25 protein-coding genes are annotated in these 22,965 nt (G+C 69.0%); 14 read left to right on the forward strand and 11 right to left on the reverse strand.

Annotated features, from left to right (window positions below; translation table 11 throughout):
* Positions 1-70: 70 nt before the first annotated feature.
* From ACIBTM_RS24045 to ACIBTM_RS24060, 4 genes are read left to right on the forward strand one after another with little or no spacing between them, the layout of a single operon-like run.
* Positions 71-823 carry an SDR family oxidoreductase gene (locus ACIBTM_RS24045; protein ID WP_395879320.1) on the forward strand — a complete coding sequence of 251 codons (753 nt, stop codon included), beginning with the start codon at positions 71-73 and terminating at the stop codon, positions 821-823.
* On the forward strand, positions 820-1,881 hold the full coding sequence (locus ACIBTM_RS24050; RefSeq protein WP_395879321.1) for a phosphotransferase family protein: 1,062 nt from the start codon (positions 820-822) through the stop codon (positions 1,879-1,881). Before ACIBTM_RS24045 ends, ACIBTM_RS24050 begins: the two co-directional genes overlap by 4 nt.
* Positions 1,882-2,538: a histidine phosphatase family protein gene (locus ACIBTM_RS24055; protein WP_395879322.1), complete on the forward strand. Its 657-nt coding sequence runs from the start codon at positions 1,882-1,884 to the stop codon at positions 2,536-2,538.
* Between the two features lie 12 nt (positions 2,539-2,550).
* On the forward strand, positions 2,551-3,468 hold the full coding sequence (locus ACIBTM_RS24060) for an SMP-30/gluconolactonase/LRE family protein (RefSeq protein WP_395879323.1): 918 nt from the start codon (positions 2,551-2,553) through the stop codon (positions 3,466-3,468).
* Here ACIBTM_RS24060 and ACIBTM_RS24065 read toward each other — a convergent pair.
* Positions 3,460-3,930 carry a VOC family protein gene (locus ACIBTM_RS24065; protein WP_016332146.1) on the reverse strand — a complete coding sequence of 157 codons (471 nt, stop codon included), beginning with the start codon at positions 3,928-3,930 and terminating at the stop codon, positions 3,460-3,462. The two genes, ACIBTM_RS24060 and ACIBTM_RS24065, sit on opposite strands and share 9 nt — an antisense overlap.
* A gap of 62 nt (positions 3,931-3,992) precedes the next feature.
* On the opposite strand from ACIBTM_RS24065, the gene ACIBTM_RS24070 reads away from it, so the two are divergent.
* Together ACIBTM_RS24070 and ACIBTM_RS24075 are read left to right on the forward strand one after the other, a co-directional pair.
* A complete protein-coding gene (locus ACIBTM_RS24070; RefSeq protein ID WP_395879324.1) occupies positions 3,993-4,943 on the forward strand; it encodes a helix-turn-helix transcriptional regulator in 951 nt (316 codons plus the stop codon).
* A 125-nt stretch (positions 4,944-5,068) separates the two neighbouring features.
* Entirely contained in the window at positions 5,069-6,322 is a 1,254-nt protein-coding gene (locus ACIBTM_RS24075) for a DUF222 domain-containing protein (protein WP_395879325.1), read from the forward strand.
* A 147-nt stretch (positions 6,323-6,469) separates the two neighbouring features.
* Here the strand turns inward: ACIBTM_RS24075 and ACIBTM_RS24080 are convergent, their stop codons facing one another.
* Genes ACIBTM_RS24080 through ACIBTM_RS24095 form a run of 4 tightly spaced genes read right to left on the reverse strand, consistent with a single transcriptional unit; the run spans position 6,470 to position 10,207 of the window.
* Positions 6,470-7,297, reverse strand: a complete 828-nt coding sequence (locus ACIBTM_RS24080; protein ID WP_395879326.1) for an enoyl-CoA hydratase family protein — start codon at positions 7,295-7,297, stop codon at positions 6,470-6,472.
* Positions 7,294-7,986 (reverse strand): SDR family NAD(P)-dependent oxidoreductase, encoded by a 693-nt coding sequence (locus tag ACIBTM_RS24085; RefSeq protein WP_395879327.1) that lies wholly within the window; start codon positions 7,984-7,986, stop codon positions 7,294-7,296. Before ACIBTM_RS24085 ends, ACIBTM_RS24080 begins: the two co-directional genes overlap by 4 nt.
* Entirely contained in the window at positions 7,983-9,485 is a 1,503-nt protein-coding gene (locus ACIBTM_RS24090; RefSeq protein WP_395879328.1) for a benzoate-CoA ligase family protein, read from the reverse strand. Before ACIBTM_RS24090 ends, ACIBTM_RS24085 begins: the two co-directional genes overlap by 4 nt.
* On the reverse strand, positions 9,482-10,207 hold the full coding sequence (locus tag ACIBTM_RS24095; protein ID WP_395879329.1) for a creatininase family protein: 726 nt from the start codon (positions 10,205-10,207) through the stop codon (positions 9,482-9,484). The genes ACIBTM_RS24090 and ACIBTM_RS24095 overlap by 4 nt, the downstream gene beginning before the upstream one ends.
* Before the next feature lie 48 nt (positions 10,208-10,255).
* On the opposite strand from ACIBTM_RS24095, the gene ACIBTM_RS24100 reads away from it, so the two are divergent.
* From ACIBTM_RS24100 to ACIBTM_RS24115, 4 genes are all read left to right on the forward strand, one after another.
* Positions 10,256-11,077 (forward strand): PaaX family transcriptional regulator C-terminal domain-containing protein, encoded by an 822-nt coding sequence (locus ACIBTM_RS24100; protein ID WP_395879330.1) that lies wholly within the window; start codon positions 10,256-10,258, stop codon positions 11,075-11,077.
* Positions 11,074-11,859 (forward strand): tryptophan 2,3-dioxygenase, encoded by a 786-nt coding sequence (locus ACIBTM_RS24105; protein WP_395879331.1) that lies wholly within the window; start codon positions 11,074-11,076, stop codon positions 11,857-11,859. Before ACIBTM_RS24100 ends, ACIBTM_RS24105 begins: the two co-directional genes overlap by 4 nt.
* Complete coding sequence (locus ACIBTM_RS24110; protein ID WP_395879332.1) at positions 11,856-13,049, forward strand: kynureninase; 1,194 nt, start codon at positions 11,856-11,858, stop codon at positions 13,047-13,049. The genes ACIBTM_RS24105 and ACIBTM_RS24110 overlap by 4 nt, the downstream gene beginning before the upstream one ends.
* Positions 13,050-13,208: 159 nt before the next feature.
* Positions 13,209-14,279: a Glu/Leu/Phe/Val dehydrogenase gene (locus tag ACIBTM_RS24115; protein WP_395879333.1), complete on the forward strand. Its 1,071-nt coding sequence runs from the start codon at positions 13,209-13,211 to the stop codon at positions 14,277-14,279.
* Between the two features lie 97 nt (positions 14,280-14,376).
* Here the strand turns inward: ACIBTM_RS24115 and ACIBTM_RS24120 are convergent, their stop codons facing one another.
* Positions 14,377-14,565, reverse strand: coding sequence for a DUF5302 domain-containing protein (locus tag ACIBTM_RS24120; RefSeq protein WP_005162443.1), 189 nt, complete (start codon positions 14,563-14,565; stop codon positions 14,377-14,379).
* Between the two features lie 74 nt (positions 14,566-14,639).
* Complete coding sequence (locus ACIBTM_RS24125; protein WP_395879334.1) at positions 14,640-15,605, reverse strand: winged helix-turn-helix transcriptional regulator; 966 nt, start codon at positions 15,603-15,605, stop codon at positions 14,640-14,642.
* Between the two features lie 130 nt (positions 15,606-15,735).
* On the opposite strand from ACIBTM_RS24125, the gene ACIBTM_RS24130 reads away from it, so the two are divergent.
* Positions 15,736-17,211, forward strand: coding sequence for a carotenoid oxygenase family protein (locus ACIBTM_RS24130; RefSeq protein WP_395879335.1), 1,476 nt, complete (start codon positions 15,736-15,738; stop codon positions 17,209-17,211).
* On the opposite strand, the gene ACIBTM_RS24135 is transcribed toward ACIBTM_RS24130, so the two are convergent.
* Positions 17,160-17,642, reverse strand: a complete 483-nt coding sequence (locus ACIBTM_RS24135) for a hypothetical protein (protein WP_395879337.1) — start codon at positions 17,640-17,642, stop codon at positions 17,160-17,162. The genes ACIBTM_RS24130 and ACIBTM_RS24135 overlap by 52 nt on opposite strands.
* A 91-nt stretch (positions 17,643-17,733) precedes the next feature.
* Positions 17,734-18,603, reverse strand: coding sequence for an alpha/beta fold hydrolase (locus ACIBTM_RS24140; RefSeq protein WP_395879338.1), 870 nt, complete (start codon positions 18,601-18,603; stop codon positions 17,734-17,736).
* Positions 18,604-18,664: 61 nt separating this feature from the next.
* On the opposite strand from ACIBTM_RS24140, the gene ACIBTM_RS24145 reads away from it, so the two are divergent.
* Positions 18,665-19,402 (forward strand): TetR/AcrR family transcriptional regulator, encoded by a 738-nt coding sequence (locus ACIBTM_RS24145; RefSeq protein ID WP_395879339.1) that lies wholly within the window; start codon positions 18,665-18,667, stop codon positions 19,400-19,402.
* 101 nt (positions 19,403-19,503) lie between these two features.
* Here the strand turns inward: ACIBTM_RS24145 and ACIBTM_RS24150 are convergent, their stop codons facing one another.
* Positions 19,504-20,124, reverse strand: a complete 621-nt coding sequence (locus ACIBTM_RS24150; protein WP_395879340.1) for a TetR/AcrR family transcriptional regulator — start codon at positions 20,122-20,124, stop codon at positions 19,504-19,506.
* A gap of 220 nt (positions 20,125-20,344) precedes the next feature.
* A complete protein-coding gene (locus ACIBTM_RS24155) occupies positions 20,345-21,709 on the reverse strand; it encodes a sensor histidine kinase (RefSeq protein WP_395879341.1) in 1,365 nt (454 codons plus the stop codon).
* A 77-nt stretch (positions 21,710-21,786) separates the two neighbouring features.
* On the opposite strand from ACIBTM_RS24155, the gene ACIBTM_RS24160 reads away from it, so the two are divergent.
* Together ACIBTM_RS24160 and ACIBTM_RS24165 are read left to right on the forward strand one after the other, a co-directional pair.
* The gene (locus tag ACIBTM_RS24160) at positions 21,787-22,302 is read left to right on the forward strand and encodes a lipoprotein ABC transporter ATP-binding protein (RefSeq protein ID WP_395879342.1); all 516 of its coding nucleotides are present in this window, start codon (positions 21,787-21,789) and stop codon (positions 22,300-22,302) included.
* On the forward strand, positions 22,299-22,958 hold the full coding sequence (locus ACIBTM_RS24165; protein ID WP_395879343.1) for an ATP-binding cassette domain-containing protein: 660 nt from the start codon (positions 22,299-22,301) through the stop codon (positions 22,956-22,958). The genes ACIBTM_RS24160 and ACIBTM_RS24165 overlap by 4 nt, the downstream gene beginning before the upstream one ends.
* Positions 22,959-22,965: the final 7 nt, after the last annotated feature.

Consider the following 22,965-nt stretch of genomic DNA (forward strand, 5'->3'; position numbering starts at 1 on the left):
TCCAGGCGCCGGGGGCAGCCCCGTGTCCAAGGGGATCCCAGACTTGTTACCAACCGGTAAGCTCCTGCCCATGGTCCTGCGGAAGAACATCCTGATCACCGGGGCGAGCTCCGGACTCGGCGAAGGAATGGCCAGGCAGTACGCCGCGAGAGGCCGCAATCTGGCATTGGCCGCGCGCCGTGTCGACCGGCTCGAAGCCCTCGCCGCGGAGCTCAAGAAGGCGTACCCCGGCATCACCGTGGTCACCCGGAAGCTCGACGTGAACGACCACGACCAGGTCTTCGCCGTCTTCGAGGAGTTCCGCGAGGAGCTCGGCTCCCTCGATCGTGTGATCGTGAACGCGGGGCTCGGCAAAGGGCAGCGAGTCGGCACCGGCCGCTTCGACGCCAACCGCCAGACCCTCCAGACCAACTTCCTCGCCGCGGCCGCCCAGATCGAGGCCGCCGTCGGCATCTTCCGCAAGCAGAAGGACGGCCATCTCGTGGTCATTTCCTCCTTCCTCGCGCTTCGCGGCGTGCCCGGCAACACCACCGCGTACGCCGCCTCGAAGGCGGGTATCTCGGCGTTCGCCGAGGGAACCCGGATCGAGCTGCTGAAGACCCCGATCAAGGTCACCACGCTGCACCCCGGGTTCATCGAATCGGAGATGAACGAAGACATCTCGAAGCTTCCGGGCGCGGTCAAGGCGGAGCCCGGCGCGCAGGCGCTGGTGAAGGCGATCGAATCCGAGACGGCGAAGGCGTTCGTGCCCACGTGGCCGTGGAGCGTGCTCTCGAAGCTCTTCCCGCTTGTCCCGGCTTCGCTGCTGAAGAAGTTCGGATGACCGTCGCGGACAAGACCGTCGAGGTACGCGGCGAGGACTCGTTCGATCCCGCCGCCGTGCACGCCTGGCTGGCCGCGCGGGTGCCCGGGCTCGGCGACTCGCCGCCCGGGGTCCGCCAGTTCCCCGGCGGCGCCTCGAACCTCACGTACCTGTTGACGTATCCGGATCGCGAGCTGATCCTGCGGCGCCCGCCGCTGGGGCACAAGGCCGCGTCCGCGCACGACATGCGCCGCGAGTTCCGGGTCCAGCAGGCGCTGCGGCCGGTCTTCCCTTACGTGCCGGAGGTTCTCGCCTTCTGTGCCGACGAAACCGTGCTCGGCGGCGACTTCTATGTGATGGAGCGGCTCGAAGGCCTGATCCTGCGCGGAGATCTGCCCGCCGGGCTCGACCTGTCGCCGGAGAGCGCGCGCGAACTGTGCGGCAAGGTCGTCGACCGGCTCGTCGAGCTGCACGCCGTCGACGTCGAAGCCGCCGGGTTGGCCGACCTCGGGAAGGGCGCCGGATACGTCGAACGCCAGGTGCGCGGCTGGTCGGAGCGGTTCCTCAAGGCCCGCACGGAAAACGTCCCGGACTGCGCCGAGGTGATGGCGTGGCTGAAGGAGAACCAGCCGTCCGAGGTGAAGATCTGCCTGATCCACAACGACTACCGGCTCGACAATCTGGTGCTCGACGACGATCTCGGCATCATCGGAGTGCTCGACTGGGAGATGGCCACCCTCGGCGATCCGCTGATGGAACTGGGCAGCACCCTGGCCTACTGGGTGCAGGACGACGATGACGACGTCATGAAGCTCAGCCGTCGCCAGCCGACGCACCTGCCGGGGATGTACACACGTGAGGAGTTCGTGCGACGGTACGCGGAGCGATCCGGTCTCGCTATCGGCGACTGGACGTTTTACGAGGTGTACGGCCTGTTCCGGCTCGCGGTGGTGATACAGCAGATCTACTACCGCTACCACGCGGGGCAGACGGCCAATCCGGCGCTGAAGGACCTTTGGCAGTTCGTCGGCTACCTCGACGGGCGCTGCCGCCGGATCATCGGAGGAGGGCGAGCGTAGATGGGCGCGATCTATCTGGTCCGGCACGGGCAGGCGTCGTTCGGCGCGGAGAATTACGACCAGCTCTCGCCGCGCGGTTTCGAACAGTCCACTGTGGTCGGTGAGGAACTGCTTCGGCGGGGTGTCGAGTTCACCCAAGCACGAGCGGGTTCCCTAGCCCGCCAACGGGATACGGCCGCGACGGCGTTGAAGGTGCTCGGTTCCGGGATCGCCGTCGTCGAGGACGAGCGCTGGAACGAGTACGACCACGTCGACATCGCGAAGTACCATGCCGCCGGTGTCCAGCAGGCCGACTCGCGGGCGTATCAGGCCGCTTTGGACGGTGCGCTGAGCGCTTGGGTGTCGGCGGGAGCTTCGGGTCCGTGTGCCGAGACCTGGCCCCAGTTCCTGGCTCGGGTCAAGGATGCGCTGGCCGACGTCGTGGCGTCGCTGGGGAAGGGTGAGCACGCCGTCGTCTTCAGCTCCGGTGGCGTGATCGCGACGGTCTGCGGCGCGCTCATGGGCACGCCGGAGGCGGGGCTGCTGAAACTGAACCGGGTCACCGTGAACGCGGGCATCACCAAACTGGTGTCCGGCCGCGGCGGGGTGACCTTGTTGTCGTTCAACGAACATCCGCATTTCGAGGCGGAAGCCGCGGAACTGCTCACCTACCGCTAGGAGACATACGCGATGGCGTTCGGCGAGGTCACGGTCATCCCGGTCAACGGGCACGGTCCCGAGGACGTCGTGGTCGACGACCAGGGGCGGATCTACACCGGCGTCGACGACGGGCGGATCCTGCGCGTCACGCCGGACGGCAAGCGGATCGACGTCCTCGGCGACACCGGCGGCCGTCCGCTGGGCCTGGAGTTCTACGGCGAAGACCTCCTGATCTGCGATGCCAAGGCCGGTCTGCTCACCATGCCCCTCGCCGGTGGCCCCGTCACCACGCTGGCGACTTCGGCGGTGGGGCTCGACTTCGTGTTCTGCAACAACGCCGCCGTCGCCTCCGACGGCACGGTGTACTTCACCGACTCGTCGCGCCGCTTCGGCATCGAGAAATGGCGCGACGACCTGATCGAGCAGACCGGCGGCGGACGGCTCCTGCGGCGTACGCCGGACGGGAAGTTCGAGCAGCTCGCGGACGGTTTCCAGTTCGCCAACGGCGTCGCGCTGCCACCCGACGAGTCCTATGTGGCCGTCGCCGAGACCGGCGCCTGCCGGGTCGCGCGCGTATGGCTCACGGGCGACAAGGCGGGCACGCGGGACTACCTCGTCGACGATCTGTGGGGCTATCCCGACAACATCTCGACCGGCAGCGACGGGCTGATCTGGATCACCGTGGCGAGCCCGAAGGTGCCCGCGCTTTCCTTGGTGCAGAAGCTCCCCGCGCCGCTGCGGGCCGGTGTCCGGGCGTTGCCGACCGCCCTGCAGCCCGCGCCCGCGCGGGAATGCGGGGTGCGCGGGGTGACTCCGGACGGGAAGCGGGTCCACGAACTGCGCGGGGAGATCGACGGTTTCCACGTGCTCGTCGGCGTCCGCGAGCGGGCCGGGACCCTCTACTTCGGATCCCTGGAGGACAACGCGATCGCGGTGACGTCAGTCTAGGCAGAACTCGTTGCCCTCGGGGTCGTTCATCACGATGAAGCCGAGGCTCAACGGCTGCTCGGGCTCGAAGCGCTTCACTCGCGTCGCGCCCAGGGCGACGAGACGGTCGCATTCGGCTTCGAGCGCCGCCATGCGCTCGTCTCCCTGAAGCCCGGGAGCTGCACGGATGTCGAGGTGGACGCGGTTCTTCGCGATCTTGTCCTCCGGGACCTGCTGGAAGAAGATCCTCGGCCCTTCGCCGGCCGGGTCTTCGAGGGCCGAGCGGCTGTTGCGCTGATCCACGGGCACGCCGACCCGCTCGAGGAACTCGTCCCACGCGTCCAGCGGGTCGGTGCCCTCGGGCACCTCGACCCCGGGCGGACCGGGGTGGACGTAGCCCAGGGCGTCGCGCCAGAAGGTCGACAGGGCTTTCGGGTCGAGGGCGTCGAAGCTGACCTGGAATTCGCGGCTCTTGCGGTTCATGGGACCACTCTGACATGCCTAGCGGACAGGATCGGTCCGCTATCTCTGGCAGAGTGGGTGACATGGAGGACGAGCGCGGGACGACCGAGCGGGTGCTCACCCTGCTCGGGCTGTTGCAGCAGCGCGCCGTGTGGACCGGCCCGGAACTGGGGGAGCGGCTCGGTGTCACGCCGCGCACGATCCGGCGTGACGTCGAGCGCCTGCGCGCGCTCGGCTACCCGGTGCAGGCGAGCAACGGTGTCGGCGGCGGTTACCAGCTCGGGCCCGGCCACGACATGCCGCCGTTGCTGCTGGACGACGAGGAGGCGATCGCCACCGCGGTCTCGCTGCTCGCCGGCGCGGGCAGCGGGGAAGCCGCGTTGCGGGCCTTGACGAAACTCGACCGGGTGCTGCCGACCAGGCTGCGGCACGAGGTGAACGCACTCTCCGGCTCGGTCGTCTCCTTCGACGGAAGCCGCGCCTCGATCGACCCCGACGTGCTGATGACCCTGGCCCGCGCGTGCCGCGACGAGGTCGAGGCGGGCTTCGGGTACCCGTCGTCTTCGGGCTCTACGTCGCGGCGGGTCGAGCCGTATCGGCTGGTGGCCTCCGGGCGACGCTGGTACCTGCTCGCCTACGACCTCGACCGCGACGACTGGCGCACCTTCCGCGTCGACAAGATGACCGAGGTTTCCGCGCGATCGTGGCGTTTCCGCCCGCGCCCGGCACCCGACGCGGCGGCTTACGTGCAGGAGAACATCGCCAGCCGGGTCTACCGGCATCAGGCACGATTCCTGGTCCACGCGCCCGCTTCCGTTGTACGGGCGCAAATTCCGGCGTCGGCGGCGGTGGTGCGGGAACGGGACCGGTCGCGGTGCGAGGTGCTGAGCGGGGCGGGGGACCTCGATTTCCTGCTGATGCATGTGGTGGTGCTGGGACATGCGTTCGAGGTGATCGAGCCGGTGGAGCTGGGGGAGCGGTGCCGGGTTCTGGCTGAGCGGTTGCTGGGTGCGGCTTCGCATTTAGTCGACTAATTGCGAGGGTTGCTCGGGGTGAATTGGGGTTGGGGGCCGTTTCACTCTTCAGTGTTGTTCGTGCGGTTTCGCTTGTGCTTATAATTACGAACACGTGTTCGACTGGATTGCGGTATTATGGAGGGGTGTCCGAGACCTTCCTTCCCGAGTTGCCGCAGGAGCTGTGGCGCGCCGGCAAGCTGGAGCTTGCGCATGGCGTGGAGCAGTCGTTGCAGGTGATCAGGGTGGCGACCGCTTGTTTGGGGCGGTTCTTGGCGGAGATCGAGTCTCGTGGTGCCAAGGATTTGTATGGGTATGGCAGTGCGGCGAGCTGGCTTGCGGATGTGGCGGGGTTGTCGCGCGCTGAGGCGGGTGCGGTGATGAAGCGGGCCCTCGCGCTGAATCCCACCCGCGCGTTGGACGGCACCGAGGTTCCGCCTGTCGCTCCCGCGACCGCGGCGGTGGCGGCTCAGGGGTTGGTCGGGGATGAGCGGATCGATCAGATCCTGGAGATCTTGAAAAACCTTCCGGCCGAGGTTTCGGCCGAGGAGCGGGCAGGTGCGGAGCAGATCCTCGCGAACCTTGCCCCGAGTGCCGGTCCGCGGCAGCTCGCCGATGCCGAGGCGAATCTACTGGGCTTGCTGGATCCGGATGGCAAGGAACCAAAGGAACCAGAGCCGAAGGAACCGCGCCGCGAAATCACGCTGGAGCGCCGGAAGAACGGGTTCTGGAAACTGACCGGCCTCCTGGATGACGAGACCGGTGCCCGCACCGCCGCCGCGCTGGAGGCCCATGCCCAGCCACGCCCAGTCGACGAGTTCGGACAAGCCGACCTGCGGATGAAGTGCGAGCGCATGGGAGACGCCTGGGCAGAGCTTCTGGACTTAGCGGTCGCGTGCCCGGATCAGCCGGGCACCAGTGGCTATCGCACGTTGGTGCATGTGACCATCGGGCTTGAGGAGCTGAAGTCCGGTCTCGGCACTGCCTGCCTGGATTTTGTCGGGACGATGACCGCCCGGGAAGCCCGACTGGCGGCCTGCGACTGCCTGATGTTGCCGGTCGTGATGAGTGCTGCGGGTGAGCCCCTCGACCTGGGGCGGCTACGACGGTTTGTCACGCCCGGCCAGCGCCGAGCGTTGAACATCCGCGACGGCGGCTGCGCCTTCCCCGGCTGCCACCGGAAACCCAAGAACTGCCACGCCCACCACATTCATCACTGGGCGGACGGCGGACCCACTGATCTCCGGAATCTGGTGCTGCTGTGTAGCTTCCATCACCGGCTGATCCACCACGGTGACTGGGAAGTACGGATGGCGGCCGACGGGTTACCCGAGTTCATCCCACCCCAATACCGGGACCCGCTCCGACAACCTCGGCGTAACACCCTGCATCACGTCTGAACATCGAGGAGCCCGTCGGCGACGGGCCCCTCGTCATGCCCGGCGGTGGACTGTGTGGATTTTGGGACATCTGACGTCCCAAAATCCACACAGTCCACCATCGCGCGAGCAATTGGCCCCCAGTGGCCGCCCACCAGCGAAAAGAACTCACCGCCCAGTCCACTGAGGCGAACGCCCAGCCGCCCAAGCCGCATAGAACTCCCCATGATCCTTGGCCGTCATCAGCAAAGCCTGGGTGATCGCCTCCAGCTCGATGGAACTCCCCAAATCCATGTCGAGCTCACGCGTCAGCAGGACCTTCGTCGTGCTGTAAGCCAAAGCCGGCCCATCGGCAAGACGCCGAGCCAACGCGGAAGCCTCCGAAGCCAGCGAATCGTCGGGAACCACCTTCGAGGCCAGGCCGATCGCCTCCGCGCGGGTGGCGTCGATCTTGTCGCCCAGCATCAGCAGTTCCGTCGCCCGGCCAAGGCCGACCAGGCGCGGCAGCAGGTACGCCGAGCCCATGTCCGCACCGGCCAGTCCGACCTTCGTGAACAGGAAGGCGAATTTCGCCGACGACGCCAGCAGCCGGAAGTCGCTCGCCAGCGCGATCACCGAGCCCGCGCCCGCGGCGACGCCGTTCACCGCGGCGATCACCGGGATGGGGCATTCCCGCAGCGCCTTCACCACGGCACCGGTCATCCGCGTGAACTCCAGCAGTTCCGCGGACTCCATTTTCTGCAGTTCGCCGATGATCTCTTCGACGTCGCCGCCGGAGCAGAAACCACGTCCCTGCCCGGTGATGACCAGCACCCGGACGTCGCCGCGATGCGGCAGCTCGGCCAGCAGGTCACGCAGGTCGGCGTAGCTGTCGAAGGTGAGCGCGTTCAGTTTGTCGGGGCGGTTCAAGGTGACCGTGGCGACGCCGTCGTCCACGGTGAACTCGAAGTGCTCCCAGTCCGTCGTGATCGGCGGCGTGGCGCGGAACGGGCTCATGACTGGATCCCACCTCCATCGAGGACGAGTGTCTGTCCGTTGATCGCGGCGGCTTCGGGTGCCGCGAAGAAGGTCACCGCGTGGGCGACCTCGTCGGGTTCGAGCAGGCGGCCGAGTGGCGACGCGGCGGCGAGGGCGGCTTCCGCGTCGGCTTCGTCGCGGCCGGTCCGTTCCTGGATCCGGGCGACGGAGGCGGCCGTCATGTCCGTGCGCACGAAGGCCGGGCAGACGGCGTTCGCGGTGACACCGGTGCCCGCCAGTTCCGCGGCGGTCGCTCGCATCAGGCCGAGGGCGGCGTGTTTCGAGGCCGTGTAGCCGGCCGTGTAGCGGTAGCCGATATGCGACGCCGTCGAGGCGACGGTGACGATCCGTCCGGTGTCGCGCGACCGCATGCCGGGCAGCACCGCCCGTGTGCACAGGAAAGCGCCGGTCGCGTTGACCTCGAGCTGGGTCCGCCACTGCTCCAGCGAGGTCTTCGCCAGCGGGGCGCTCGCCGAGATCCCGGCGTTGTTCACCAGCACGTCCACCGGCCCGATGCCGTCGAAGTACCGCGCGACGGCGTCTTCGTCGGTGACGTCGCAGTCGGCCCGGCCGGGGGCGTGCACCTTGTCGCCGGCGGCCTGGAACCGGGCGGCGATGGCCGCACCGATCCCGCGTGTCCCGCCGGTGACGACGACGATCCTGCTCACTCTGCCTCCACCCGGCGCAGCGCGCGCCGATCGAGTTTTCCGTTGGCGGTACGGGGGAGTTCGGTCACGAACACCACCTCGCGCGGGTATTTGTGCTTCGCCAGCTGGGCCCGCGCGTGGTCCTTGAGTTCCTCGGCCGTGACGGAAGCGCCTTCCGCCAGGACGACGCATGCCCGCGGGACGACGAGGCCGTCGACGGTCACCCCCAGCACCGCGCAGTCGACGACGGCGGGATGACCGATGAGACAGTCTTCGATCTCGCTCGGCGCGACGAACACGCCGGACACCTTCAGCAGGTCGTCGGCGCGGCCGTGGTGGTGGAAGTACCCGTCGGTGTCGCGGCTGAACAGGTCGCCGGTGCGCAGGGTGTCGCCGTGGAAGGTCCGCGCGGTCTTCTCCGCGTCGCCGTAGTACTCGCGCGCGATCGTCGGGCCGGTCACCTCCAGGGTGCCGATCTCCCCGTCCGGCAACGGATCGCCGCTCTCGTCCAGCACCCGGGCGGTGTAGCCGGGGACCTCGCGGCCGAGGCTGCCGACCCGCTGCGCGCCGGGCACATTGGACAGATAGATGTGGTAGGCCTCCGACGAGCCGATCCCGTCGATCACCGGGACACCGAACAGGTTGTCCCATTTGCGATGCAGCTCCGACGGCAACGCCTCGCCCGCGGAAGTCGCAAGCCGCAGGGAACTCATGTCCACTTCCGCCGCCGCCGGATGGGCGATCATCGCGCTCATCATGGTCGGCACGTTGACCAGGATCGTCGGCCGGTAGCGCTCGATCAGCGAGAACAGCAGGTCGGCGGTGCTGCGCTGCGGGAAGACGATCCCGGACGCGCCGACACCGAACGGGAACAACGCGGTCAGATCGCGCGCGTAGCCGAAGAACAGCTTCGGCACGGCCAGCACGCGGTCGTCCTCGCGGAGCCCGAGCACGCCGAGCGCGTACCGGTCGAAGCTTTCCAGCGCGCTGCGCGCGGGGTGCACGCACGCCTTGGGCGCACCGGTGCTGCCGGTGGTGAACTTCCAGATCGCGACGTCGTCCAGCGTGGTCGGCGCGGCCTCCAGTTCGGCAGGCGCGGACGCGATCAGCGTGGCGAACGAGTGCTCGCCGGGCAGTACCTCCGCGTCGCCGACGACCAGCAGGTTCCGTGCCCCGGCTTCGCGCAGCGCGGGCAACGTCGAGGCGTCCGCGATGACGACGGCCGCCTCCGTGTAGCCGAGGTAGTACGCGTAATCCTTGGGCTGCAGAAAGGAGTAGACCTCCGCGGTGACCGCGCCGATCTTCTGCGCCGCGTACCAGACGGCCACGAACTCGACGCCGTCGTTCAACGCCAGCAGGACCCGCTGTCCACTTCGGACACCGAGTTCGCGCAGCACGTTCCCGGCCCGGTTCACCAGTGCCGCGAGCTGTGCGTACGTAACCTCCTCGTCGCCGCACAGCAACGCCGTCCGCTCGCCGGGGAGACGGTCCACGAAATGGGTCGCCAGATTGAAGGTCATACCAGCTCCCGGATCGCTTCGACCAGGATGTCGGTGAGCACCGAGAAGGTCTTCTCGCCTTCCTCGGCGGTCGCCTGGGCGGGGGTTCCGCAGTAGGCCTCGGTCATCCCGGCCGAGGCGAAGTCCGTGACCCCGCCGCGTGCCAGGTCGACGTGGACCGCGGGCAGTCCGCGCTGGACGGCGGCGTCGACGAGATCCGGCCGATCGGCGAGCACCAGCGACGTCTCGTACTGCCCGGCGTGGCACGCACCCGAGCGGAACTCGTCGGTGAGCCGCGCGGCGTACCGGCGGCGGACGAGGTCGACGAAGCCGGCACCCGCCGTCTCCGTCACCCGCCGCAGCACGGCCAGATGTGCCGGTTCGAAATGGTTGTTGACCAGCAGGATCCGGGTGAGCCCCTGTTCGGCGAGCGCGCCACAGATCTCGGTCAGCAGCGCGTACAGGGTCTCTTCGCCGATCGAGACGCCACCCGCGAATCCGGCGGCGAACCGAGTCACGCCGTAGGGCACCTCGGGCAGGATCAGCACCCGGACACCGGGATCACCCGCCAGCCGCGCGGCGGCGCGTTCGCACATCCCGCGTGAGATCAGGGGATCGGTGCCCAGCGGCGCGTGCGGTCCGTGCGGCTCGACGGCGCCCACCGGGAGCAGCAGCACGGGAACGCGTGCGTCGGACGCGAGCGCGGCCACCTGACGCGAGCTCAACTCCGCGAAGTACGTCACTCGAATCAAGCTACACCGCAGCGGCCTGAGGTGTATAGAGTTGCGCGTATGCCCGAATCGGCCCCGCCCCACGGCGACCCAGGTCCCCAAGAGCTGGTGATGACGCTGCTCGGCACCTACGTGTCGCCGCGCGAGAGCCGTCGTGTCTGGTCCGGCGGCCTGGTCGGCGTGCTCGCCGGGCTCGGCTTCTCCGACGGCGCCGCGCGGATCGCGCTGGCCAGGCTCGCCCGTCGCGACCTGCTCGCGAGGCACAAGGCGGGCAGGCTCGTCCACTACTCGCTGACCCGTCGCACGATCGCGTTGCTGGAGGACGGCGACCGCCGGATCTTCTCCCTCGGCAGGCGCGACCGCGAGGTCGGGGCGTGGACCGTGCTGTGGCAGAGCATCCCGGAGAGCCGCCGCCAGGCCCGGGAGCGGCTGGTGCGGCGGCTGCGTTTCCTCGGGTTCGGCCCGGTCCAGGACGGCACCTGGATCGCCCCGCACGACCGCGAGGCCGAGGTGCTCGCCCTCCTGGCCGAACTGGACGTCGCCGAACACGCCGGGCTGATGCTCGGGAAACCGTCGGCGGGCCTCGACGTCCGGCGGTTCGCCGCGCGGGCCTGGAACCTCGACGGCCTCGCCGCGCGTTACGACTCCTTCGTCCGAGATTTCGGCGGATATTCAGGCGACCTGCCTGACGCCGAGGCGTTCCGGGTCCGAACCTGGCTGACGCACACGTTCCGCGCCTTCCCGTCACTCGATCCGGAGCTCCCCGTCGGGCTGGTGCCCGCTCCGCCGAGCCGGGCGGCCGCGGTCGAGTTGTTCCACGATCTCTATCAGGCGCTGGCCCCGGCGGCGCAACGCCATTTCGACGAGGTGACAGAAAAATGACCGACGACACTCAGGCCGCATTGAGTTACACGTCCTACCTTTCGCTCGACGAATTGCTGGACGCACAGCATCCGCGGTCCGACGAGCACGACGAATTGCTCTTCATCGTGATCCACCAAGTGTATGAACTTTGGTTCAAACAAGTTCTCCACGAGGCGCTTTACCTGCAGGAGCAACTCGAAGCGGGTAACACCGCTCACGCCGTCCGCACATTGAGGCGAATCCTGACTATCTTCAAGGTGGTGGTCGCGCAGATCGATGTGCTCGAGACGATGACTCCGAGCCAGTTCACCAGTTTCCGTGCGCGACTCGACGCTTCGAGCGGGTTCCAGTCGGCTCAGTTCCGTGTCCTGGAGGCCGTCCTCGGCCGCCGGGACGAGCGGGTGTTCGCGCATTACCCCGAGGGCGGTGAGCAGCGCGCCCAGATCGCGGACGCGATGTCACGGCCGTCGCTCTTCGACTCCTTCGTCACCTACCTCGCGGTGAAGGGGTACGACGTCCCGACCGGGCGCGATGTCACCAAGCCACTCGAACCTTCTCCGGCGCTCCAAGAAATTCTGTTGCGGGTCTACCGCGACGACACCGGGCCGTCCGTCGTGGCGGAGCACCTGGTCGATCTGGACGAAGGGATGCAGGAGTGGCGGTATCGGCACGTGAAGATGGTCGAGCGGACTATCGGAGACAAGACCGGGACGGGGGGTTCGTCGGGCGCGCACTATCTGCGTACGACGCTTTTCTCCCCGATGTTCCCGGACCTCTGGGCGGTGCGGAGCAGGCTTTGACGAACCTCGACGAACTCCGCCGCGACCCCAACGCGCTCGCGGAGCACTACCAGGCATTCGGTGTGACAGACCGGATCCTGCTGACCGGGCACTCGCACCAGGCCTGGCCGGACGTCGCGCGGGAAGGTCTTCTGGAGGCCTTCGCCGACGCTGCCGAAGAGGTCGACACGAAGTGGGATCGTGCCTTCGCGAAGGCCGACGAGATGCGGGCCGGGTTCCGGGCCCTGCTCGGTGACCCGCACGGCGGTATCGCGCTCGGCGCCAGCACCCACGACCTGGTGATCCGGTTCCTCTCGGCGATGGACCTGCCTCGTCGTCCGCGCCTGGTCACCACCGACGGCGAGTTCCACACCCTGCGTCGTCAGCTGGGCAGGCTGGCGGAGGAAGGCGTCGAGGTGGTCCGCGTCCCCGCGGCGCCGGTCGCCACACTGGCCGAACGCGTCGCGGCCGAGGTCACCGAAGACACCGCCGCCGTGCTCGTCTCGGCGGTGCTGTTCGAGACCTCCCGGCTCGTGCCGGGTCTCGCGCATCTCGCCGACGTCTGCCTTTCGAAGTCGGTGAACCTCGTCGTCGACGCCTACCACGCGCTCGGCGTCGTCCCGTTCTCGCTGCACGACCTCGGGCTCACCAACGCCTGGGTGCTCGGCGGCGGGTACAAGTACCTCCAGCTCGGCGAGGGCAACTGCTTCCTGCGGATGCCCGCGCACGCGCAGGAACTGCGGCCGGTCGTCACCGGCTGGTACGCCGAGTTCGGCGCGCTCGCGGACGAGCGCCGTCCCGGCCAGACCGCCTACGCCGCCGGATCGGACAGGTTCGCCGGAGCGACCTACGACCCGACGAGCCACTACCGGGGCGCTCGCGTCTTCCGGTTCTTCGCCGAGCACGGGCTCACGCCCGAGTTCCTGCGGGAGGTGTCGCGACACCAGGTGGGCTTCCTCGCCGAGGGCTTCGACAAGCTCGGGCTTCCCGAGGACGTCATCACCCGTGATCGCGAGACGCCGCTGGACCGCGTCGGCGGCTTCCTGTCGCTGAAGTGCGCCAACGCCGGCGCGCTGCAGGCCGCCCTCGCCGAACGCGGCGTCCGGACCGACAGCCGCGGCGCGTATCTGAGGTTCGGGCCGGCGCCGTATCTGTCCGACCGGCAGCTCGATTCCGCGCTCGGCGTCCTCGGAGAGGTCGTCAACGGCTGAGACGGCTCGCCCCCGGCTTGGCGAACGGACCGGGGCGATCTAGGTTTGCGATGTGGCACCGTCGCCGCCGGACGACCTTCGTCGGGGACTGTGCCTTGTTGCAGGAACTTCGCACGTGAGCCACAAGCAGCGTGCACTCCAGGACAAGGAGTCACCACAGTGACCGAAGTGTTCGGCCGAGGTACCGGCCATGAACAGGTCGTCTTCTGTCAAGACCAGGCCACCGGCCTGAAGGCCATCATCGGGATCTACTCGACGGCGCTCGGGCCGTCTCTGGGCGGGACCCGGTTCTACCCCTACGAGTCCGAAGACGCCGCGCTCGCGGACGTCCTCGCGCTGTCGAAGGGGATGGCGTACAAGAACGCGCTCGCCGGGCTCGACCTCGGCGGCGGCAAAGCCGTCATCATCGGCGACCCCCAGAAGCACAAGACCGAAGCGCTGCTTCGCGCCTTCGGCCGGTTCGTCCAGTCCCTGGGCGGCCGCTACATCACCGCCTGCGACGTGGGCACCTACGTGCAGGACATGGACATCGTCGCCCGCGAATCGGAGTTCGTCACGGGCCGCTCGCCGGAGAACGGCGGCGCCGGCGACTCCTCGGTGCTCACCGCTTTCGGGACCTACCAAGGCATGCGAGCCTCTGCGGACGCCGTCTGGGGTGTCCCGGAGCTCGCGGGCCGCAAGGTCGGCGTCGCGGGCGTCGGCAAGGTCGGGCACATCCTGGTCGGGCATCTGATCGAGGCGGGCGCGCAGGTGGTCATCACCGACGTCTCGCCCGCGGCGATCGAGCGCACCCGCGCGGCGTACCCCGGGGTCGAGGTCGTCGAAGACATCGACGCGCTGATCCGCACCGAACTCGACGTCTTCGCGCCGTGCGCGCTGGGCGGGGTGCTCACCGACGAGACCGTCGGCGAGCTCCGGTCCAAGATCGTCTGCGGCGCGGCCAACAACCAGCTCGCGCACCCGGGCGTCGACAAGCAGCTCGACGACCGCGGCATCCTCTTCGCGCCCGATTACCTGGTCAACGCCGGTGGCGTGATCCAGGTCGACGACGAGCGGCACGGTTTCGACTTCGCGCGGGCCAAGCGCAAGACGACGGCCATCTTCGACACCACCAAGGCGGTGTTCGCGCTGGCGAAGGCCGACGGTGTCCCGCCCGCGACGGCGGCGGACCGGCTGGCCGAACGCCGGATGGCCGAGGTCGGCGGGCTGCGGTCGATCCTGACGGTGTAGCTCCCTGAACGCAGCTCCCTAAAACGCTATGAACGGTCCGTTCCTTGCAAAATTTGCAAGGAACGGACCGTTCATGGCACTTGGGTGTGCCGGGGACTCAGCCGCTCTTGCGACGGAAGGTGCGCTTGTTCGCGGCCGGACCGTGCGCGTGCAGGTTCTTCCCGCCGCCGTTCTCGTGCGCCGAGCCGGAGCGGGCCTGAGCCTGCTTGCGCTCCAGGGCCTCGCGGAACTTGCGCTTCGTGTCGTCCTCTTCGCCATCCGCCGGGGACGGTGCGGGTTCAGTCATTCTTACCTCCGAGGTGACGACGTGTGACCACGCCAGCCTGTCAGGAACCGACCGGCTTGGCGAGTCGATTTACGTCACCTGGGCGGCGCGGGCAGCTGGACCGGACCGCCGAACCGGACCCGGTCCCGCAGCAGCGGGCGCCAGCAGTGGTCGCACAGCAGGATCGGCTTCAGCCGGTTGCCGCAGTCCACGTGCTCCAGCGTGATGTCCGGCTCCTGACCGGGGACCTCGAAGCCCCGTGACCATTCGGCGATGAAGGCCAGCGCGGGGAAGAACGCGAGCCCCTTCGCCGTCAGCCGGTAGTCGTGCGCGTCGGTGCGGGTCTTCGCGATCCCGGTCCGCAGCACGCCGACGTCCACGAGCCTCGACAGCCGCCCCGAAAGCACGCTCGGCCCGATGCCCAGTTCGCGTTCGAACTCGGAGAAATGCCGTGCCCCGAGCAGCGCGCTCACCACGACCCCGGTCGACCACCGGTCGCCGAGGAGTTCCATGGTGTCCGGGAAGAACATCAGCGGATCGCCCGCGAGGGACTCGGCGTCCTTGCGGCGGAAGCGTTTCGACGCCGTCGCCTCGACGACACCGGTGTCGTCGAGCCGGCACGCGCGGACGTCGCGCGCGTCGACCCGGCGTTCGCAGGAGGCGCAGCCGAGCGGCGCCGAGGTGGCCAGTTCGCAGTCGAGGTGGATCAGCGTCGGCAGTACCGCGCGCCGTCCCTCGACCCATTCCCGTTCCCACGCCCAGATCGAGATCAGCAGCGGCCACAGGTCGAGGCCGCGTTCGGTGAGCCGGTACTCGTGCCGGGTGCGGCGCGCGTCCCGGTACGGCGTGCGGACGAGCACGCCCGCGTCGACCATTTCGCGCAGCCGCCCGGACAACGCGGTGGGGGAGATGCCGAGCCGAAGCCTGAGCTCCTCGTAACGGCGGAAGCGCAGGAAAAGGCTCTGCAGGATCAGCAAGGTCCACTGATCGCCGAGCAGTTCGAGCGCCCGCCGCAGCGGGTCGCCCGCCGGCCGGACGCGGTGCGCCGTCGCCTCTGTCACGTGGTTCCTTCCGAGGGTGGTGTCGCTGTCAGCGTACTACTGACTACAGCAGTAGAAGCCTCTTGACACCTGGCTACAGAAATCATAGTGTCTCAGCCATCGGTCAACACGAACCAGCCGGGGAGTACCGATGACGAGCACCTCCGAGCAACCCGTCCTGGTGGCAGCGGCCACCGGGGAACCCGAGGTCAACCCGTACCTGATGGGCGTCTATGCCCCGGTCGGCGAGGAGATCGACGCGAGCGATCTCGAAGTCATCGGCAAGATCCCCGCGGACCTCAACGGCGTGTACCTGCGCAACGGGCCCAATCCCCGGTTCGCGCCGGAGGGGCGCTACCACTGGTTCGACGGCGACGGCATGATCCACGCGGTCCACCTGGAGAACGGCAAGGCCCGCTACCGCAACCGCTGGGTCCGCACCTCGGCGTTCGAGGCCGAATCCGAAGCGGGCAAGGCGCTCTGGAAGGGCGTCATGGAGTCGCCCGAGGACAACCCGTTCGGCAACACGCACGGCCTGAATGTCAAGGACAGCGCCAATACCGACCTGATCTTCCATCGCGGCAAGGTGCTCTCCACCTGGTACCTGTGCGGCACGCCGTACTCGGTCGATCCGCTTTCGCTGGAGACGCTGGGCGCCGAGAACTTCCTCGGCACGCTGGTCGGCGACATGATGGCCCATCCGAAGGTCGACGAGCGCACCGGCGAGATGTTCTGGTTCGACTACGGGCCGCGGCCGCCGTACCTGCGCTACGGCGTGATCAGCCCGGACGGCAAGGTCGCGAGCACGACCGACATCGAACTCCCCGGCCCGCGCCTGCCGCACGACATGGCGATCACCGAGAACCACGCCGTCCTGATGGACCTGCCGCTGGTCCAGGACAGGGAGGCGGCCCGCAACGGCCGTCACAGGCTGTTGTTCGACCGGTCGCTGCCGAGCCGGTTCGGAGTACTTCCTCGCTACGGTAACGGTAGCCAGATCCGCTGGTTCGAAGCCAGCCCGTGCTACATCTACCACGTCGTCAATTCCTGGGAGCAGGGCGAGGAAATCGTCCTCGACGTCTGCCGTGTCCAGCGTCCGCAGCCCGCGGCAGACGCGCGCACCCCGCTCGCCAAGATGCTGTCGTACCTGCGACTGGACGCCTCACTGCATCGCTACCGGTTCAACCTCCGGACCGGGCAGTGCCTTGAGAACCAGCTCGACGACGACAACACCGAGTTTCCGTCCGTCGATTCGAGGGTGGTCGGCGGCCGGAATCGCTTCTCCTACGCGGTGCACATCTCGCCGGACTCGACGCTCAAGTTCGACGGCCTGGTGTGCTACGACAATCGTGCCGGCGCCAAGACCGAACACCGGTTCGGTCCGGGCCGGTGGGGCAGTGAGGCGCCGTTCGCACCCCGCGACGGCGCGGCCGCCGATTCAGCCGACGGCTATCTGGTGACCTTCGTCCAGGACGAGCGTGAGGGGCGCTCGGAGCTGGACGTCTTCGACGCCGCCGATCTCGCTGCCGGACCCGTGGCCAGGGTCCTGTTGCCCCAGCGTGTCCCGCTCGGTTTTCACGCGACCTGGGTACGAGCGGACCAGCTGGAACCTTCCCGTGATCGATGATCCCCGTCGCATTCGCCCACCGGAGGGGTGTGGGCAGGTGTGTCCGGGCCGGAAAGCCGCGTCCGAGTCGCCTCTTCCAGGGGGCGGGGCGACTCGGATTCGGCGTTCGGCACGGACCGTCGTACCGCTCCGGCGAGCGCGCCGATCCCGGTAGCGGCGGCGAACACGATCGCGGCGACACCGGTCTCGGCGGTGAACCGAAGCTCGCCGAGCGCGCCGGCGGTGAATCCGGAGTGGACGGCCCAGGCGATCAAGGCCGTTCCGGCGGTCGCGGTCAATCGAGTCACGACTCCGGTGACGAGTACCACGAAACCCAATGCCAGCAACGAAAAGACGTGATGTCGCGCCGATCCGAGGAGTCCGGCCACCGACGCCGCGACGACGACGGAGGCGCAACCGAACGGGAACCCGAAACACTCGGTTTTCCTCATCCGTCCAGTCAACTCCGCGTCACCGGCCGTGCCGCGGGCGTGAACGCGTTCCCTACGTCCCCGCCGGGAACCTTGACGGAATCCTGACCCTTCAGACGTTACGGGCGTGCGCGACGATCGCGTCGGCGATCGCGGGCCACAGCTGCCGCGGCAGTTCGTGCCCCATACCGGGGAACAGCAGCAGTTCCGCGTCCGGGATCGCTTCCGCGGTCGCCTTCCCGCCACTGACGTTGATCAGCGGGTCGCTCTCGCCGTGGATGACGAGCGTGGGGACGCGGACGTCGCGCAGCTTCGCCGTGCGGTCACCCGAAGCGACGACGGCGGCGGCCTGCCGCAGCGCGCCCTCGGGGTGATTCGCGCGGTCGTGGTTGCGGGTGGCCTTCATACGCAGGAACTCGTCGTCGGACGGGTGACCCGGCGAACCCACGAGCTTGAACCATTCGACACCGTCTTCGATCGCCTGCTCCCGGGTGGCGGCGGGCGGCCGCGTCAGCCCGGCGAGCGCGGCGGGCTCCGGATGACCGACCGACGGGTCCCCGGTGGTCGACATGATCGACGTGAGGCTGAGCAGCCGTTCCGGTGAGTCGATCGCCAGCTGCTGCACGATCATCCCGCCCATCGACGCGCCGACGACGTGCGCGCGGGTGAACCCGAGCGCGTCGAACAGTCCGGTGGCGTCAGCGGCGAGATCGGACAGCAGGTACGGCGCGGAGGTCAGGTCGCCCGCGGCGAGCGCGGCCAGATCCGGTGCGGGGAGATCGTCCAGATAGGACGAAAGGCCGATGTCGCGGTTGTCGAAGCGGACGACGTGGAACCCGCCGTCGGCGAGCAGTTCGCAGAAGCCGACCTCCCACGTCACCATCTGGGCGCCGAGTCCCATCACCAGGACCAGTGGCGGATCCGCGGGGGAGCCGAAGGTGTCGTACTCGAGTTCGAGACCGTTCACACGCGCGCGGGGCATGGCCCGATCCTGCCGGAAGCCCCCGCCGTCCGACCAGCCGAATGCGGATACGGTAGCCCGCATGCCGACTTTCTCCGAAGACGCGGGTTCCCGGCCGAGGTCCCGCGCGGCTTCCGGACGGCCGGCCGTCACCAGGGATCGGATCGTCGACGCCGCGCTGGAGCTGTCGGCCGAGTCGGGCCTGGAGAACTGGACGTTGCGGCAGCTCGCGGCCGCCGTCGACGCCTACCCCGCGGTGGTCTACCACCATGTCGGCGACCGCGACACCGTCGTCGTCGCGGTGCTGGACCGGGTGGTCGGCGAACTGACCCTGCCCGACGGGACGCTGCCGTGGCGGGACTGGTTCGACGAGTTCCTGCCGACCGTGCGCACCGTGCTGCGCCGCTATCCCGGTTCGGCGCGACGCCTCGCCCTGTTCGGGCCGTCGGTCGACGCCGCCGTGCCGACCATGAACACCGGCATCGGCCGTCTGCTCGCGGCGGGTTTCGGCGGCGAGGCGCCGTTCGCCTACAACCTGCTGCTCGCCACCGCCTGCCAGTTCGTCGCGATGGAGGACGACCGCGAGAGCGCGATGGCACTCCAGCTCGACCGAAGTGAGGGCTACGCGGCGTACCGCACGCGCGAGGACCTGCCCGGCATGGCGGCGCTCGGCGAGTCGATCGCCGAGCTGGTCGCGGACCCCGACCTCGCGGCCGGTTACTATGAGCGGCTTTACCATTACGCCGTGCAGCGTTGTCTCGACGGCCTCGAACTCCGGCTCACCCAGCTGAACGCGATCGGACATTTGACAGAGCCGTGACAGTGAATCGGCGTAGTGTGGAGGAATACCGGTGCTCGGCACCGGCTCCCGAAGCCCCTGGCACCAACCTCCCCCTCGAGGTGCCGGGGGCTTCTCCCCGGTCAGCCTCGCTGGATCTCGGGGAAGACGTCACCGACCAGCGTGACCAGTGATTTGCTGAGCAAGGTGTGCACCTGCGCGCGATCGAGTGAACCGCGCACGAGCCATTCGCGGCCCGCCGCCTTGACCATCCCGCCGAACGCGCGGACCAGCGCGTTCAGCTCCGGCCCGTGTTCGCTTTCGCGGGAGAGGCCGACGGCTTCGAGCACCCGGTCCGCCGATTCGCGATCGGCTTCTTCGAGGATCCGTTCGACCTCGAGGTCGCGGCCGATGCCCTCCGGCGCGATCGCGGCCAGCCACATCTTCTCCTGGCTGGTGACCATGTCCAGGAACCAGTCGATGGCGACGTCGGCGCGCAGTTCGAGCGGGCCGTCCGGCAGGATCTCGACGGCGAGCCTCGGCACGGTCAGCGCCCGCCGGATGATCTCCAGGTAGAGCTCGCGTTTGGTGCCGAAGTAATGGTTGATCAGACCGCGGGCGACCCCGGCCTCCGCCGCGATGTCCGAAGTAGACACTTCCGAGTAGGGGCGGTCGGAGAAAAGGCGGGCCGCGCAGGCGAAGATCTGCTCCTTGCGTTCGTCCGGTTCCAGTCTCCGCCATCTCGGTGCCGGCTCGGTGGTCATGCCGTCAATCTTCCCACGATCGATTCAGCCCGGCTGGACGATGGCCGAATCCCCTTCGCCATGAAAAAGCGCTGTGACATGAAAAAGCAAAGTGTCAGTTAATCCGGCGTGTACCGTCTGTTGGCCCGTTGGTCTTTACCGTCTTCATTCAGGTGGCATGCCGTGCGCGCTGTCGGGGCGCGTTTGCCTCCTACCGGCCCGGCCTGGCGAGTAACCCCCCCTAGCTCGCCAGGCCCGGGCCTTCTTCTCGCGGTGAGGGGCGTTCGGCGGGCAGGAGCAGCGTGAACGTCGTCGGCGCCGGGCTGGTCAGCCGCAGCCGCCCGCCCTCCGCCTCGGCCAGGCTCCGGGCCAGCCGCAGCCCGATCCCGTTGCCTTCGTGTTCCTCGGTCCGGTCCTCGGTCACGAACGGATCGCGCCCGTCCTCGATGGTGCCCTCGTCGCTCACGTCGATGGCCAGCGCGTCCCCGGCGTCGCGCGCGAGGACGGACACCGTGCCGCGTCCGTGGGTCGCCGCGTTGTCCAGCAGTACGGCGAGCACCTGCCGCACGGCCGCGTCCGCCGCCCGCGCCGGCAGGGCGTCACGGCCGCTGATCCGCAGCGCACGGCCACGTCCGGCGAGCAGGCCGTGCCAGGTCTGGCGGATCTCTTCGAAGAGTTTGCCCAGGTCGAGCAGGGCGCGCGGGGCCCTCGTCTGCTTGGCCAGCGCCAGCAGGTCGTCGATGGTGCGTTCGAGCCGGTCGGCCGAGGCGATACCGTCGCGGATCGTCGCGTAGGGGTCGCGATCAGGGCTTTCCAGTGCCGCTTCCAGCTGCAGGCGCAGCCCGGTCAGCGGCGTGCGCAGCTGGTGGGAGGCGTCGGAGGAGAAGGTCCGCTCGCGGTCCAGCGTCTCGCCGATCCGCTCGGAGGTGACGTCGAGCGCTTCGGCGACCTGATCGATCTCGCGGACCCCGGTCCGGCGGGCGCGGACGGTGAAGTCGCCCTCGCCGAGCCGTTCGGCGGTGGCGGCCAGATCCTCCAGCGGCTGCGCCAGCCGGGTGGCGATCCGGCGCCCGATCAGCCAGCTCACGCCGATCGCGATCCCCCCGAGCACGATCATCTTCAGCCAGGTCAGGCGGATCTTGGCGTCCAGTTCCGACCGGGGATGGGCGGCGCGGACCACGCCGACCAGGGACGGTCCGCTGAGCACCGGGACGGCCAGGACGACCTCGTCTTCGCGGATCCCTGTCGCCATATCGGTGTAGTGCGCTTCGCGGACGAACCGGTCTTCGCTGGCCGGGCCGTTGCCGACCAGAAGCCTGCCGGTCGGGGTGTAGACCGCGACCCTGATCCCCCGGATCCGGCCTTCCTCCGGTTTGACCGGTCTCAGTTCCGGGATCCGGCCGTTGGCCAGGTCGCCGGTCACACCGAGGACGACGGTGTCGGCGACCCGTTCGAGGTCGTGGGTCGAGTTTCCCTCGTGGAACCGGGCGACCGCGACGGCCAGCGGCGCCCCGAACAGGGTGATCGCCAGCACCGCGGCCAGCACGGTGAGGGTGACGATCCGGCGGCGCACGCTCAGAGTGTGGCCGAAGTGCGAGAGGATCACCCAACCGACGCGATATTTTGCCGTCCGTTGACCTGAGATCAAGGCGATGTTGACCCCCTTCGCCTTACCTTGGGGCCATGCGCCGACGTGCCGCCGTCATGGCAGGCCCGGGGCCCGGATCCGTCCCCCTCGTCCGGTTCGCCGTCCCGGGCGAGTGTGTGGCCGTGCTGCCCGCCGGAGGCGGCGAGGCCCCCATCGGCGTTCCCGGGGTCGGCGTGCTGCTCCGGCGCGGGAACCTCTTCGATCACCTCACCGTCGGGCGGAACGTCGTGCTGGCGGGCAGGCTCGCCGGTCGCCGTTCCCTCCGCGCCGCCGACGACCTGCTCGAACTGGTCGGGCTGGCCGGACGGGGTGACGACTACCCGGACACGCTGTCGGCGCTGGAAGGCGCGCGGGCCGGAGTCGCCGTCGCACTGGCCGGGGCGCCCGAGGTGCTCCTCGCCGACGAACCCGCCGGTGAACTCGACGGGCTCGCCGCGCTCGAACTCATGGATCTGCTGTGCGCCGTCGCGGCCCGCGGGACGGCCGTCGTCGTGGCCACCCGTGACCCGGAGATGGCGGCGGCCGCGCAGCGGATCGTGAGAGTGGCGTGACGGCGCCACTGGTCCGCGCCGAGGAGCTGGCGCACACCTATGGTTCCGGGCTGACCGCGGTGGTCGCCGTGCACGGCGTCACCTGCGTGATCGCCAAGGAGACCCGCGCGGTGGTGACCGGCAGGGCGGGCGCCGGGAAGACCACGCTGCTGCACCTGCTCGCCGGGATGAAGAAGCCGACGGCGGGCACCGTCGACTGGCCCGCCTTCGAGCCGTCGCCGCCGGGCCCCGACCTGATCGGGCTGGTGCTGCAGGACGGCGGGCTGCTGCGCGACCTCGACGTCCGGCTCAACGTCGCCCTGCCGCTGGTGCTCGCCGGGCGGACCGGCACGGCGGTCCGTGACGCCGTCGACAGCGCTCTGGAGCTCGTGGGCCTCGACGGCTTCGCCAAGAAGGCGCCCCGTGAGCTGACCGGCGAGCAGATCCGGCTGGCCATCCTGGCCAGGGCGCTCGCGCCCGCGCCGAAACTGATCCTCGCCGACGACCCGGCGGGCTGGCTCGACCAGCGCGAGGGCGAGCGGCTCCTCGGCAGGCTCGTGCGCGCCGCGGACCAGCTGGCCGCCGGACTGCTGGTGGCCACGGCCGAACCGGCCCCCGCCGGGCTCTTCGGCGAACAGTGGGCCATGGTCGACGGGAAGCTGGTGCTGGCCGGATGATCGCGGC

This window comes from Amycolatopsis sp. NPDC049868 (assembly GCF_044461365.1).
GTDB lineage: Bacteria > Actinomycetota > Actinomycetes > Mycobacteriales > Pseudonocardiaceae > Amycolatopsis.